The 11995-nt window shown below is 59.0% G+C and carries 14 protein-coding genes; 5 read left to right on the plus strand and 9 right to left on the minus strand.

Going from position 1 to position 11995, the window contains the following annotated elements; translation table 11 throughout:
- Window positions 1-3: 3 nt before the first annotated feature.
- Entirely contained in the window at window positions 4-960 is a 957-nt protein-coding gene (locus ACJ8HA_RS04435; protein ID WP_089180987.1) for a DMT family transporter, read from the minus strand.
- Between the two features lie 91 nt (window positions 961-1051).
- Between ACJ8HA_RS04435 and ACJ8HA_RS04440 the strand changes: the two genes are divergently transcribed.
- Window positions 1052-1906: a LysR substrate-binding domain-containing protein gene (locus tag ACJ8HA_RS04440; RefSeq protein WP_043142486.1), complete on the plus strand. Its 855-nt coding sequence runs from the start codon at window positions 1052-1054 to the stop codon at window positions 1904-1906.
- A 108-nt stretch (window positions 1907-2014) separates the two neighbouring features.
- Here the strand turns inward: ACJ8HA_RS04440 and ACJ8HA_RS04445 are convergent, their stop codons facing one another.
- On the minus strand, window positions 2015-2311 hold the full coding sequence (locus ACJ8HA_RS04445; RefSeq protein ID WP_004932096.1) for a YciI family protein: 297 nt from the start codon (window positions 2309-2311) through the stop codon (window positions 2015-2017).
- A gap of 175 nt (window positions 2312-2486) precedes the next feature.
- On the opposite strand from ACJ8HA_RS04445, the gene ACJ8HA_RS04450 reads away from it, so the two are divergent.
- Both ACJ8HA_RS04450 and tonB read left to right on the plus strand, forming a co-directional pair.
- Window positions 2487-3140 (plus strand): epoxyqueuosine reductase QueH, encoded by a 654-nt coding sequence (locus ACJ8HA_RS04450; RefSeq protein ID WP_025303057.1) that lies wholly within the window; start codon window positions 2487-2489, stop codon window positions 3138-3140.
- 236 nt (window positions 3141-3376) lie between these two features.
- Window positions 3377-4120 carry a TonB system transport protein TonB gene (gene tonB, locus ACJ8HA_RS04455; RefSeq protein ID WP_043142488.1) on the plus strand — a complete coding sequence of 248 codons (744 nt, stop codon included), beginning with the start codon at window positions 3377-3379 and terminating at the stop codon, window positions 4118-4120.
- Between the two features lie 68 nt (window positions 4121-4188).
- Here tonB and yciA read toward each other — a convergent pair whose 3' ends face one another.
- Together yciA and ACJ8HA_RS04465 are read right to left on the minus strand one after the other, a co-directional pair.
- Window positions 4189-4617, minus strand: a complete 429-nt coding sequence (gene yciA / locus ACJ8HA_RS04460) for an acyl-CoA thioester hydrolase YciA (RefSeq protein ID WP_004932085.1) — start codon at window positions 4615-4617, stop codon at window positions 4189-4191.
- Between the two features lie 116 nt (window positions 4618-4733).
- Window positions 4734-5273 carry a septation protein A gene (locus tag ACJ8HA_RS04465; RefSeq protein WP_016927511.1) on the minus strand — a complete coding sequence of 180 codons (540 nt, stop codon included), beginning with the start codon at window positions 5271-5273 and terminating at the stop codon, window positions 4734-4736.
- 222 nt (window positions 5274-5495) lie between these two features.
- On the opposite strand from ACJ8HA_RS04465, the gene ACJ8HA_RS04470 reads away from it, so the two are divergent.
- The gene (locus tag ACJ8HA_RS04470) at window positions 5496-7199 is read left to right on the plus strand and encodes a SulP family inorganic anion transporter (RefSeq protein ID WP_025303055.1); all 1704 of its coding nucleotides are present in this window, start codon (window positions 5496-5498) and stop codon (window positions 7197-7199) included.
- 53 nt (window positions 7200-7252) lie between these two features.
- On the opposite strand, the gene ACJ8HA_RS04475 is transcribed toward ACJ8HA_RS04470, so the two are convergent.
- Both ACJ8HA_RS04475 and ACJ8HA_RS04480 read right to left on the minus strand, forming a co-directional pair.
- Window positions 7253-8005, minus strand: a complete 753-nt coding sequence (locus ACJ8HA_RS04475) for a YciC family protein (protein ID WP_016927513.1) — start codon at window positions 8003-8005, stop codon at window positions 7253-7255.
- A gap of 34 nt (window positions 8006-8039) precedes the next feature.
- Window positions 8040-8480, minus strand: a complete 441-nt coding sequence (locus ACJ8HA_RS04480; RefSeq protein WP_025303054.1) for a YkgJ family cysteine cluster protein — start codon at window positions 8478-8480, stop codon at window positions 8040-8042.
- A 286-nt stretch (window positions 8481-8766) separates the two neighbouring features.
- On the opposite strand from ACJ8HA_RS04480, the gene ompW reads away from it, so the two are divergent.
- On the plus strand, window positions 8767-9399 hold the full coding sequence (ompW, locus tag ACJ8HA_RS04485; RefSeq protein ID WP_442515215.1) for an outer membrane protein OmpW: 633 nt from the start codon (window positions 8767-8769) through the stop codon (window positions 9397-9399).
- A 44-nt stretch (window positions 9400-9443) separates the two neighbouring features.
- Here the strand turns inward: ompW and ACJ8HA_RS04490 are convergent, their stop codons facing one another.
- From ACJ8HA_RS04490 to trpB, 3 genes are all read right to left on the minus strand, one after another.
- Window positions 9444-9758, minus strand: a complete 315-nt coding sequence (locus tag ACJ8HA_RS04490; RefSeq protein ID WP_025303053.1) for a BON domain-containing protein — start codon at window positions 9756-9758, stop codon at window positions 9444-9446.
- A gap of 217 nt (window positions 9759-9975) precedes the next feature.
- Complete coding sequence (gene trpA / locus ACJ8HA_RS04495) at window positions 9976-10782, minus strand: tryptophan synthase subunit alpha (protein WP_025303052.1); 807 nt, start codon at window positions 10780-10782, stop codon at window positions 9976-9978.
- On the minus strand, window positions 10782-11972 hold the full coding sequence (gene trpB, locus ACJ8HA_RS04500) for a tryptophan synthase subunit beta (protein ID WP_148875352.1): 1191 nt from the start codon (window positions 11970-11972) through the stop codon (window positions 10782-10784). The genes trpA and trpB overlap by 1 nt, the downstream gene beginning before the upstream one ends.
- Between the last annotated feature and the right edge of the window lie 23 nt (window positions 11973-11995).

Genomic DNA, 11995 nt, shown 5'->3' on the forward strand with positions numbered 1-11995 from the left:
CCGTCATTTTTCAGCGTGTTGCGCTGTTTTTGGCTCATCTCGCCCGGCGGGACGGATGAGCAGCCACAAACCGCTTCCTGCCGTCGCCGCGCCTAGCAGCATGGGCCAGGAAAGGGGTTCATTGAACATTAACCCGGCCCAGCAGAAGGTAACGAAGGGACTGAGAAACAGCAGGCTCGTCACGCGCAGCGCAGAAGTGAGCTTTAGACACAACCAGTACAGGCCGTAACCGGCCAGCGTCGCCAGTAGCGCGTTCCAAAGCACGCCGATCGCAAACCCCGTCGTTACCGTGGGCAGCAGCGGGCCTTCATTGCCGGCCAGCGCGGCGAAAGCCAGCGCCGAAACCGCGCTTTGTATCCCCAGCGAGGCCGGCAAACTCATTGCGTGCGCCCGCGGCAGCCGTTCCTGCCACAGGGTTGCCAGCGCGAGCGAGAGCATCCCCGCCAGCGGCAACAGGTAACTCCACAATGGGGCTTCTCCCCATGAGATGGCGCTGCCGGTCGCCAGCGTTACCCCGCTAACCCCCAAGGTTAAGCCGGACCAAACGCGACCATCGGGCAGACGGCGTTGCAACAGCATGCTCAGCAGCGCGGTGCCGAGAGGGAGCAAATCGGCGATGAGTGCGGCCAACCCGGCCGGCACGCCATATTCGATGCCTTTGCTGACGCCGGCCAGGTAACCGGTCATGGCAAGCAACCCAATCCCGGCGTGAACCGCTATCGTCAGAGGAGATGCACGCCTGATGGCGTTCAGACTAAACGGCAGCAACGCGAGAGCGACGACCACGCAGCGCCAGAACGCCACCAGCAACACCGGCGCGTAATCGGCGGCGAAGCGGATGCCGACGAAACCGGAGCTCCAGGCCACGATCAGCAGAACCTCGGCCGCAGCCAGCCAGAGGGCGGCTTTGCCGCGATGTTTGCCGCCGTGGGACGAGGGGCGAAATGATGGCAGGGACATGATGGTCACCTCCTTTCCGCCCGATGGTAGTGTGTGGCTATAATTTAATAAATCGAATAATTTTCGTTCAGTTGTTTAATGGAGTTAAATCATGCGGCCGACATTGGATATCGATCTCTTGCGCACTTTTCACGCCATTGCACGTTTGGGGCAATTTCGCGCGGCGGCGGCATTTGTCAATCGCAGCCCCGCCGCCGTGAGCGTGCATATCCAGCGCCTGGAACAGGTGGTGGGCGGCCGCCTGCTGGAGCGTGACAATCAGGCCGTGGTGCTGACGCCGCTGGGAAGCAAGCTGCTGGCATCGACGCTCGGGCTGCTGAGCGCCCATGACGATATTCTGCGGGAACTGCAGGGCGCGCCGCTAAGCGGCCATATCAAATTGGGATTGCCTGATGAGTACGCTTCTCATGTGATACGCCATATTTTGCCGCGGTTTGCCGACAGTTTCCCCGCGGTGGAGCTGGAGGTCTCTACCGCTGCCAGTCAGGCGCTGGTGGAACAAATTGGCCGTAATCGGCTGCATCTTGCGCTGGTGGTTCAACCCTCGAAGAGACAGTGTCAGACACCGCTCGCGGTGACAGTACCAGTGTGGGTTGGAGGCCGTTCGCTGGCGCTGCAGGCTAACCGGCCGCTGCCGCTGGCATTGCATGCCGCCGATTGCCCTTATCGTGAGGCTATGATCGATGCATTGACCAGGGCGGGAAGGCATTGGCGAGTGGTTGTGAGCAGCCCTTCGGCCAGCGTGGTGGCGGCTGCCATCGAGGCAGGATTGGCCGTCACGCTGCTTGACCGCGCACGGGTTTCGGCGGCGATGCGGATACTCGACGAATTGCCTTCGGTCGCACCACATGAAGTGCAACTGCTCCGTTCTGCCACGGCCGACAGCCAACCGGCGGTGGCGATGCTGGAAAGCGTCATCGGTGAGTATTTACGGGGGGGAACATGAATATCGGCCGCGTGGGGAAGACGAATCGAGCATGACGGTGACGGAGAGATGTGGCTAGTGCCGGGAACGCTGTATCGCGGGGCGTTCCCGGTATTCGAGGGCTGGAGATCAGAACACCTGTTTGAACGGCTTCACCGTCACGTCGGCATAGACGCCGGCGGCGATATAGGGATCCTGCTGCGCCCAGGCCTGGGCTTCCGCCAGCGAGGCGAATTCGGCGATCACCGTTGAACCGGTAAAGCCGGCGGCGCCGGGATCGTTGCTGTCGATGGCCGGGTTAGGGCCGGCGACCACCAGGCGGCCGGCGTCGCGCAGCGCCTGCAGGCGCGCCAGGTGTGCCGGGCGCACCGCCAGACGGTTTTCCAGCGAGTTGGGGACGTCTTGCGCGTAGATCAGATAAAGCATGTTTCACCTTTAAAATCATGGCTATAAAACGGTGCTACCAAGGTAGCGCAAAAGGCACGGCAGGGGAACGGTACGCGGCGAATTTCCCCGCGGATTGGCGCTTATGCCTTGAAGCCGCTACTTTTTATTCGTATAGTGCGGCGCGCTTAAACTGATATGCCATTGAGGTGAGGACATGACGGAACTGGTAAGGGAAAAACTCGATTTGCCGGCGGGCAAAAGTAAACTGCTGCTGCACTCTTGCTGCGCGCCCTGTTCCGGCGAAGTGATGGAAGCGATCCAGGCGTCCGGGATCGAGTACGCCATTTTCTTCTATAACCCCAACATTCACCCGCAAAAAGAGTATCTGCTGCGCAAGGAAGAGAACATCCGTTTCGCCGAGCAGCACGGGGTGCCGATTATCGATGCCGATTACGACACCGACAACTGGTTCGCCCGCGCCAAGGGGATGGAGAATGAGCCGGAGCGCGGTATCCGCTGCACCATGTGTTTCGACATGCGTTTCGAGCGCACGGCGCTGTATGCGCATGAGCACGGTTACGACACCATCTCCAGCTCGCTGGGCATTTCGCGCTGGAAGAATATGCAGCAGATCACCGACTGCGGCATCCGGGCGGCGGAAAAGTATCCCGATCTGGTGTACTGGGATTACAACTGGCGCAAGAAGGGCGGTTCGTCGCGCATGATAGAGATCAGCAAGCGCGAACGCTTCTATCAGCAGGAATACTGCGGCTGCGTCTATTCGCTGCGCGACACCAACCTGCACCGTAAGGCGCAAGGGCGACCGCTGATCAAACTGGGCGTGCTTTACTATGGTGATGAAGAATAGCGCTGACTCACCGCAATTAACCCGCTCCGGCGGGTTTTTTACTTTTTGACGCCTGGCCAAACGTTAATGAAGCGTGTCGCCCCGGCGGTAAAAAAGCAACGGCCAGGTTAATATCCTTATGAGTTTGCTGGTTTTAGCCGCGCATACTGACGATTAAAGCGATAGTTTGCCTTTCGTTATTGAATATGATTGCTATTTGCATTTAAACTTGGCGAACCAGAGGAAACAGAATCATTATGCCGCTAAAAAAGATGTTCCTTAATCGCCGTATATCCGTGCCTTTCGTCTTGTCCGTAGGCCTGCACAGCGCCCTGGTGGCGGGATTGCTTTACGCTTCGGTAAACGAAGTGGTGGAGCTGCCGAAGCCAGAGGACGCGCCGATCAGCGTCATGATGGTCAATACCGCCGCGATGGCCGAACCGCCGCCACCTGCGCCGGCCGAGCCGGAGCCGCCGCAGGTCGAACCTGAGCCGGAGCCAGAACCGGAACCTATCGTGGAGCCGCCGCCAAAGGCGATCGTGAAGCCGGAGCCGGTCAAGCCGAAACCAAAACCTAAGCCGAAGCCAAAGGTCGAAAAACAGGCCAAACCGGAGCCGAAAAAAGTCGAGCCGCGCGAACCGTCACCGTTCAACAACGATTCGCCGGCCAAGCCGATCGACAAAGCGCCGGTGAAACAGGCGCCTGCCGCGCCGGTGCAGGGCAATTCGCGCGAGGTCGGGCCAAGGCCGATCAGCCGCGCCAATCCGCTCTATCCACCGCGGGCTCAGGCTTTGCAGATCGAAGGCAACGTGCGGGTACAGTTCGATATCGACAGCGACGGGCGCGTCAGCAACGTGCGTATCTTGTCGGCCGAACCGCGCAACATGTTTGAGCGTGAAGTGAAGCAGGCGATGCGTAAATGGCGTTATGAAGCCAAAGAAGCGAAAGATCGCACCGTCACAATCCGCTTCAAGCTGAACGGCACGACCGAATTGAACTGAGGTCGGTCAACACCAAAAAGAAAGGGTCGCCTCGGCGACCCTTTTTGCATTTGCGGTGTAGCGTCAGTTTATTCTTCGAAACCGACGCGGAAATTCATTTTGCCCTCAGGCAGCGCGCGCGAGTTGCCTTCCGCATCGACCGCCACATAGGTGAACACCGCTTCGGTCGCCCGGTAACGCTGGCCGATCGGGGCGGAAGAAACTTTCTTTACCCACACTTCGATATTGATGGTGATCGAGCTGCGTCCGGTGCGGATACAGTGCGCATAGCAGCAAACCACGTCGCCTACCGCCACCGGTTTCAGGAAGGTCATGCCGTCTACGCGCACCGTCACCACGCGCCCCTCGGCGATCTCTTTTGCCTGGATGGCGCCGCCGATGTCCATTTGCGACATCAGCCAGCCGCCGAAAATATCGCCGTTGGCATTGGTATCGGCCGGCATCGCCAGCGTGCGCAGCACCAGCTCGCCGCTGGGTAAAGGTCGTTGTTGTGTCATAGCAGTCTGCTTTTAAAAGGAAGGGATAACATCATACTGCCCGCGGCAAATGCCGCAGGCATTAACAATTTTGTAACTATTTTGTTTCTTCTGCCGGTACGTGCCGGTATTTGTAACTATTTTTTCTGTTCTTCCGGCATGTGCCGGTAAATATAGATACCGCTGAGGAGGGTGAAGACCAGCGTCAGTACCGTCAGGCCAAAGACTTTGAAATTGACCCAGACGCTTTGCGGCAGCCAGAAGGCGACATAGATGTTCGCCAGGCCGCAGGCCAGGAAGAAGATCGCCCAGGCCAGGTTGAGGTTGCTCCACACTTTGTCCGGCAGCGTCAGCTCTTTGCCCAGCATGCGCTGAACCAGCGGTTTTTTGAGCACCCATTGGCTGATCAGCAGCGCCAGCGCGAACAGCGCGTAAATCACGGTGACCTTCCATTTGATGAACAAATCGTTATGGAACACCAGCGTCAGGGTGCCGAATACTAGCACCATCAGGAAGGTGATCAACGTCATCTTCTCGACCTTGCGGTATTTCACCCAGGTGAACACCAGCGCCAGCGCGGTGGCGACAATTAACGCGCCGGAAGCAACGTAAATGTCGTACAGCTTGTAAAACGCGAAAAAGACAATTAACGGGAGGAAATCAAGAAACTGCTTCATAAATCAATCCATCATCTGTTCATCGGCCGACTATACCGGATTCGGCGAGCTCTGTGTACCGCCGGGCGTTGCCGATTATCGGCGTTTGGCCGGCGGATTTCTGCCGCGAAAGCAGGAATTTGCATAAACTTACGCAAGAAAGTGCCGGTACATTGCCAGCGCGGGCCGCAGGCCGCATAGTAAGTGTCATAATAACCAGATAATTTACCGCGGAAAACAAGCATGCAGTGGAAATCTCTCCAGGCCCTGACGCCTGGTTTGACGCATTTATTGGGCTATCAACGCAGTTGGCTCAAGCCGGATATTCGCGCCGGCCTTTCCGTCGCCGCCGTCGCCCTCCCGGTGGCCATCGCCTACGCCGAACTGGCCGGGGTCAGCCCGGTGGTGGGGCTCTACTCCTGTATCTTGCCGATGATGGCCTACGCGCTGTTCGGCTCGTCGCGCCAGCTGATCGTCGGGCCCGACGCTGCCACCTGCGCGGTGATCGCCGCAGTGGTGACGCCGCTGGCAGCGGGCAATATGGAACGTCATTGGCAACTGACCATTATGATGACCGCCATGATGGGCGGCTGGTGCCTGCTGGCCAGCCGGTTCAAGCTGGGGGCGCTGGCGGATTTGCTGTCGCGGCCGATCCTCAGTGGGCTGCTGAACGGGGTGGCGATCACCATTATTGTCGATCAGATCGGCAAGGTGTTGGGGTTTACGATGCGCCCGGCACAGCTGATCGAGCGCATCTACGCGCTGCCCGGTAACCTGCTGCACAGCGACTGGCTGACGATGGCGGTGTCGTTGCTGACGCTGGTGACGCTGCTCGGATTTAAAAAATGGCGGCCTAACTGGCCGGCGCCGCTGTTCGCTATCGTGCTGGCGGCGTTCGTGACCTGGGCGGGCGGCCTGCAGCAGCATGGCGTGGTGACGGTGGGCGGTTTCAGCGGCGTGCTGCCGATCGTCCAGTGGCCGGACTTCCAGCCCGGTTTGCTGCGCGACATGGTGATCCCGGCGCTTAACCTGGCGGTGGTGAGTTTTGTCAGCATGATGCTCACCGCCCGCAGCTTCGCCGCCAAAAACGGTTATGAGGTGAACGCCGACGCCGAGTTTCGCGCGCTGGGGCTGGTGAATATCGTCTCTGCGCTGTCGCAAGGTTTCGCCATCAGCGGCGCGGATTCGCGCACCGCGGTGAATGATGCCAACGGCGGCAAGAGCCAACTGGTGTCGATCATCGCCGCCGCGGTCATTGCCTTTGTCTTGCTGTTCCTGATGGCGCCGCTGCAGTTTATTCCGGTGGCCGGGTTGGGCGTGGTGCTGATGTATGCGGCCTGGTCGCTGCTGGACATCCGCGGCATCTGGATCTTGCGCCGTCGCAACGCGCAGGCGTTCCGCCTGGCGCTGTTTACCTTCCTCAGCGTGCTGCTGGTGGGAGTGATCAGCGGCATTGGGCTGGCGGTGTTGCTGGGGCTGATGCAGTTTCTGCGCACCGTCTTCCGGCCGACGGAACAGCTGCTGGGCGTCAACGACGAAGGCATGATCCATTCCATGGGCAATAACAATGGGGTGAAGGCGGTGCCTGGCGTCATGATGTATCGCTTCAATTCGCCGCTGACCTATTTCAACGTGGCGTATTTCAAACGCCGTATTCTCAATTTGGTCGACGGCACGCCGTTCCAGCCACGTTGGGTGGTGGTGGATGCGGTGGCCAGTTTCACCCACGCCGATATCAGCGTGCTGGCGGCCATCGACGAACTGAAACGCGACCTGTTACAGCGTAACGTAAGGCTGGTGCTGGCGGGGCGCCGCACCGAGCTGACGCGTTGGTTCCGCATCAACCGCTTAGGGCGCGACAAAGAGCTGATTTTGGTGCCGGACCTGTATCTGGCCCTGAAACTGATTCAGAGTAAGGAGCAGGCGGAAGCCGCCGTGGTGGGGTAAACAAAAAAAGGGGCGCGCCGAAGCGTGCCCCTTGGTTTTTGCTTGCGCCGGCGTTAGCCGCGCAGCAGCATGTACAGACGGAACAGATAGATCAGCAGCAGGGCAGACACCAGGTTGCTCAACGCGGTCAGTACCACGCTGGCGACGTTCGGCGTCAGCACCGACAGATGGCTCACCAAAAACAGCACCAGCAGCTTGGCCGCCAGCCACAGCATCATCGCCGGCACCAGCACGCGCGCATTGGCGAAGGCTAATTTGCTGCTCAGCTTGAGCGAAGCGAAGACGCCTTTTTTGTCGACGGAGGCGATCACCGGCGCCAGTGCGAAGGCGATAGCCATCAGCACGCCCGGCACCACAAACAGCGTCAGGCCAAGTTGGATCAGCAGGGTGCAGATAAACAGCAGCAACAACAGGCGAGGCAGATCGGGCGCCGAAGCGCCGAGCGCTCGCAGGGCGCTGGTGCGTTGCCCTTGCGACACCAGACGGATCAGCGTCAGCATCCCGCCGACCAGCAGCACGTTGCCGACCAGCGCGGAGAAGGTGGCGGCCGCCGACACTTTCAGCAACACCATCTGCTGTTCCGGCGTCATCTGCTGGATCACTTCCTGAATGCCCATGCCGGTAGAGGAAGCGAAATCGCTGGTGGTGGCAGCGAGCGTCGCCAACTGTTCGGCATCGGGGCTGAAGGCCTGATTCAGCAGCACGGAGATAAACGCCGTCAACAGTGCCAGCATCAGGATGCTGGCCAGTTGATTGCGTAAAAAGTTAAAACTGTCACGGTACAAAGCGTTGGCCGTGATAGGCATGCAGACTCCTTGGCGTCGGGAAAACAGAGATAAATCAGTGGGTGATTGTACCCTGTTCCACGCCGCTGTGGCACCCCGCGAATTGCACTACGCCTATTTCTTCAACGATCGTCGTCTCAGGCAGCGATAGCGGCAAGGGCACCGGCAAGGGGGGCAGGCCGTAGCGTTCCCGGGCGCGATCGCAGGCTTCGTTACGCAGGCCGTTTTCACCGGACTGATCGAACTCTCTGCACGGGCTGGGTCGATTGAGGTAGATCGAGCAGGACACGGCTTTGCCGATCTCGCCGTCCAGCGCGGTGCAGCGGGGGGACTTGCTGTTGGTCCCCTGCATGCAGCGCAGGAACGGGCTCAAAGGCTCCGTCAGGGAAAGGGGGACGGTGCCGCCGCCGTCTTCGGCTTCGGCCCAATAGAATGACACTCGAAAATAACCGCAGCATGCGCCGCAGCTGACACAGGGATTAAGGATTTCGCTCATCTTGATTGCCCGCCGACTCCTCACGGCACCAACCAAAACCAACACGGAAAATGAAATTACCTCAGCCGCATTTTTCTCCGCAACTGAAATTTGAACATGTAGATAATTTGCAACAAAATCGTTTTTTTGATGCAGATCAATCCTTGATTTATTAGACGGTTAGGTAACCTTGTTTTTAGTGGGATTTTAAATTTTTACACATAAGATGTGATCTCGATGGGATCACAAATACCCGAAAGTAGGTATATTCCCCCTCGAGCGATTAACCACACAAATGGAATGGATAATGAAAAAGACAACTCTGATGGTATTGGCGACGATGATGGCGCCTATGTTGGCAAGTGCGCATCAGGCCGGTGATTTCCTGTTCCGCGCGGGAACCGCGACCGTGCGTCCAAATGCGGGTTCAGACAACGTACTGGGGTTGGGCTCGCTGGATGCGAAAAACAACACCCAGCTCGGTCTGACCTTCGGTTACATGGTGACGGACAACATCGGCGTTGAGTTGTTGGCCGCAACGCCATTCCGCCACAAGGTGACGCTGGGCGGTACCGATCTGGCGACCGTTCACCAACTGCCGCCTACGCTGATGGCGCAATACTACTTCGGCGACAAGCAGGACAAACTGCGTCCTTACCTGGGCGTCGGCGTTAACTACACCACTTTCTTCGACGAGAAGTTCAACGACTACGGCAAAAGCGCCGGGTTGAGCGACCTCGATCTGAAAGATTCCTGGGGCGTGGCGGCGCAGGCCGGCCTGGATTACAACCTGGATGAGCACTGGATGCTGAACATGTCGGTGTGGTGGATGAACATCGAAACCAAAACTCGCTTCAACGATGCGAATGGTGGGCACCATAGCTTCGAGACGCGTCTGGATCCGTGGGTGTTCATGTTCGGGGCGGGTTACCGCTTCTGATGAAGGCTTCAAGCAGGGAGGCGTTGCGCCTCCCTGTGTCAGTATTATTTAATCTGCATCACGTTTTCAACAGATTTCACGCCGGCTACGCCGCGTGTGACCTGCACCGCACGGTTGGCGTCATCGCTGGACGTCACGAAGCCGCTCAGCTGTACGCGCCCTTTAAAGGTTTCCACGCTAATCTCGCGTGACTTGATGTTTTTATCCGCCAGCAACGCCGATTTCACTTTGGTGGTGACCACGGTGTCATCGATATAACCGCCTGTTCCCTCTGATTTTGCCGTCGGCGCGCAAGCGCTCACCGCGACCGCCACAACGGCTGCCATGCACAAGGCCGAAAGGGTTTTAAACAGCTTCATAAATTACTCTCCATGCAATGTTATGGTTGAAATTCGCTACGGTTTTTCGCCGCAGCGAGCGCATTCCCCAAATCAAACGAAGAAATGCATAGCGAACAAAGTTCATTGTGAGACAAGACTGGGTTTTGTTCAAATTTTTGCTGTAAATAAATGGAACAAACTTTGAGGGGAAACAAGCTGTTAAAGCGAGCGCCGGCAGGGCGCTCGCTAAAGAGGATCACGCCCGGGTGGCGCGCTTCATATTGCTGACAAAGGCCGCCAGCTTAGTCAGCATCTCCGCCGGGTTGGCATGGTGCTGTTCGATGATTTTGACGATTGCCGAGCCGGAGATCGCGCCGGCGGCCCCGGCCTGCAGCGCCGCCTTCACCTGCTCGGGTTCGGAGATGCCGAAGCCCTGCAGCGGCGGCGCGGCGTGATACTCGCGCAGCTTGTTCACCAGGTGATGCAACGGCAGCTGCGCTCGGCTTTCGGTGCCGGTGACGCCGGCGCGCGACAGCAGGTAGGTGTAGCCGCGGCCGTGCGACGCGATTTCACGCAGCAGATCGTCATCGGCGTTCGGCGGGCAGATGAAGATCGGTGCGATACCGTGGCGAATGGCCGCGGCGCGGAACGGCGCAGACTCTTCAAACGGCACGTCGGCGACCAGCACCGAATCCACGCCCACTTCGGCGCAGCGTTGGTAAAACGCATCGATGCCTTTATGGAACACCAGATTGGCGTACATCAGCAGCCCAATGGGAATGGTCGGGTGCTTCTGGCGGATGGCCGCCAGCATCTCGAAGCACTGGGTCGGCGTGACGCCGGCGGCGAAAGCGCGCAGCGTCGCGCTCTGGATAGTGGGGCCATCCGCCAGCGGATCGGAGAAGGGGATGCCCAACTCCAGCGCGTCCGCACCGGCTTCGATCAGGGTGTCGATAATCTGCAGCGATAGCGTCGGATTGGGATCGCCTAACGTCACGAACGGGACGAAGGCGCCTTCCTTGCTGCTTTCCAAACGCGTGAACAGTTGCTGATAACGTTCCATCAGATTTCTCCCCGTGCTTTCAAAATGTCGTGAACGGTAAATATGTCTTTGTCGCCGCGGCCGGACAGGTTGACCACCAAGATTTGCTCTTTTTGCGGCGTTTCACGGATCATTTTCAGCGCGTGCGCCAGGGCGTGTGAGGATTCCAGCGCCGGGATGATGCCTTCATGGCGCGACAGCGCCTTGAACGCTTCCAGCGCTTCGTCGTCGGTGATCGACACGTATTCGGCGCGGCCGGTGCTGTTCAGGTAGGCGTGCTGCGGCCCGACGGATGGGAAGTCCAGCCCGGCGGAAATCGAATAGGACTCTTCAATCTGGCCTTCGTCGGTCTGCATCATCGGCGCCTTCATGCCGAAGTAGATGCCGACGTGGCCGTGCTTGAGCGGCGCGCCGTGCTGACCGGTTTCGATACCCAGGCCGGCAGGTTCCACGCCGATAAGCCCAACGTCGGCGTCATCGATAAAATCGGCGAACATGCCGATGGCGTTGGAGCCGCCGCCGACGCAGGCGATGACCGCATCCGGCAGGCGGCCTTCGCGCTCCAGCACCTGCGCTTTGGTTTCTTCGCCGATCATGCGCTGGAATTCACGCACGATGGTGGGGTACGGGTGCGGGCCGGCGGCGGTGCCGAGCATATAGTGCGCGGTTTCATAGCTGCCGGACCAGTCGCGCAACGCTTCGTTGCAGGCGTCTTTCAGGGTGGCGGAGCCGCTGTGCACCGGGATCACTTCCGCGCCCATCAGCCGCATGCGGAACACGTTCGGCGACTGGCGCTCGACGTCTTTGGCGCCCATATAGATGCGGCATTTCAGGCCGAGCAGCGCGCAGGCCAGCGCCGACGCGACGCCGTGTTGGCCTGCGCCGGTTTCCGCGATGATCTCGGTTTTGCCCATGCGCTTGGCCAGCAACGCCTGGCCCAGCACCTGGTTGGTCTTGTGTGCGCCGCCGTGCAGCAGGTCTTCACGCTTCAGATAAAGCTTGGTGTTGCTGCCGGCGGTGAGGTTTTTGCACAGCGTCAGCGCCGTCGGGCGGCCTGCGTAGTTCTTTAGCAGATCGATGAATTCGGCCTGAAACGCCGGATCGCGCTGAGCGCTGACAAAGGCTTCTTCCAGTTGTTTCAGGGCCGGCATCAGAATTTGCGGCACATACTGGCCACCAAATTCGCCGAAGTAGGGGTTAAGCAGCGTCATGAGAGTTCCCGTTATTATCCGTT

The organism is Serratia sp. CY33802 (assembly GCF_052169095.1).
In the GTDB taxonomy this organism is placed as follows: Bacteria; Pseudomonadota; Gammaproteobacteria; order Enterobacterales; family Enterobacteriaceae; genus Serratia; species Serratia bockelmannii.

Coding starts and splice junctions, on each gene's coding strand:
- ACJ8HA_RS04435 (WP_089180987.1), bottom strand. CDS start 960: ATGTCCCTGCCATCATTTCGCCCCTCGTCCCACGGCGGCAAACATCGC.
- ACJ8HA_RS04440 (WP_043142486.1), top strand. CDS start 1,052: ATGCGGCCGACATTGGATATCGATCTCTTGCGCACTTTTCACGCCATT.
- ACJ8HA_RS04445 (WP_004932096.1), bottom strand. CDS start 2,311: ATGCTTTATCTGATCTACGCGCAAGACGTCCCCAACTCGCTGGAAAAC.
- ACJ8HA_RS04450 (WP_025303057.1), top strand. CDS start 2,487: ATGACGGAACTGGTAAGGGAAAAACTCGATTTGCCGGCGGGCAAAAGT.
- tonB (WP_043142488.1), top strand. CDS start 3,377: ATGCCGCTAAAAAAGATGTTCCTTAATCGCCGTATATCCGTGCCTTTC.
- yciA (WP_004932085.1), bottom strand. CDS start 4,617: ATGACACAACAACGACCTTTACCCAGCGGCGAGCTGGTGCTGCGCACG.
- ACJ8HA_RS04465 (WP_016927511.1), bottom strand. CDS start 5,273: ATGAAGCAGTTTCTTGATTTCCTCCCGTTAATTGTCTTTTTCGCGTTT.
- ACJ8HA_RS04470 (WP_025303055.1), top strand. CDS start 5,496: ATGCAGTGGAAATCTCTCCAGGCCCTGACGCCTGGTTTGACGCATTTA.
- ACJ8HA_RS04475 (WP_016927513.1), bottom strand. CDS start 8,005: ATGCCTATCACGGCCAACGCTTTGTACCGTGACAGTTTTAACTTTTTA.
- ACJ8HA_RS04480 (WP_025303054.1), bottom strand. CDS start 8,480: ATGAGCGAAATCCTTAATCCCTGTGTCAGCTGCGGCGCATGCTGCGGT.
- ompW (WP_442515215.1), top strand. CDS start 8,767: ATGAAAAAGACAACTCTGATGGTATTGGCGACGATGATGGCGCCTATG.
- ACJ8HA_RS04490 (WP_025303053.1), bottom strand. CDS start 9,758: ATGAAGCTGTTTAAAACCCTTTCGGCCTTGTGCATGGCAGCCGTTGTG.
- trpA (WP_025303052.1), bottom strand. CDS start 10,782: ATGGAACGTTATCAGCAACTGTTCACGCGTTTGGAAAGCAGCAAGGAA.
- trpB (WP_148875352.1), bottom strand. CDS start 11,972: ATGACGCTGCTTAACCCCTACTTCGGCGAATTTGGTGGCCAGTATGTG.